This window comes from Bradyrhizobium sp. 14AA, assembly GCF_054185205.1.
Genome location: NZ_JAVAYM010000136.1, coordinates 1 through 473, shown reverse-complemented (window position 1 = coordinate 473; position 473 = coordinate 1). Strand labels below are relative to the sequence as shown.

Annotated in this window: 1 pseudogene; it reads right to left on the bottom strand. The window is 60.9% G+C overall.

Features of this window, described 5'->3' with window-relative positions:
• Nucleotides 1-334 (bottom strand): annotated as a pseudogene (locus RAD15_RS43685) (protein TolQ); the annotation flags it as partial.
• Nucleotides 335-473: the final 139 nt, after the last annotated feature.

The window sequence follows — 473 nt, the reverse complement described above, 5'->3', positions numbered from 1 at the left end:
GCAGCGCCAGCGGCGACTTCGCACCCTTTTCGAAGCTCTTCTTCCACTCGCGCATCGCGGCCACGAAGATGGCGCCCATTCCAACCGTCTTGCGGTCGGCAAGGTTGCGGTAGAGTTCCTCAAGCGATTGCCCAGACCAGAACACCTGCTCGAAGCGGTTCAACGCAACGCGGATGCGCGCGTAGGAAATCAGCTTGTCGATGACGATGGCCCAGGTCCAGACCGAGGCGCCGAGCAGGCCAAGCATGACCAGCTTGACCACCCAGCCGGCCTGCATGAACAGGCCCCAGATCGACAAATGCGCGCCCGGATCGGCGAGTGCGATGTTTTCCATGGTTCGTTCCTTAAGAATTCCGGGCCCGGCTCGCCGCTAGCCCCTGGCGCTCTACCTCTTGTGGTCCGTTCGCGCGAAGCTTCCGGAAATGCCCAAAAGGCGCCTTTCGCGGCCTTTTCACGACAAATATTGGTGAAAC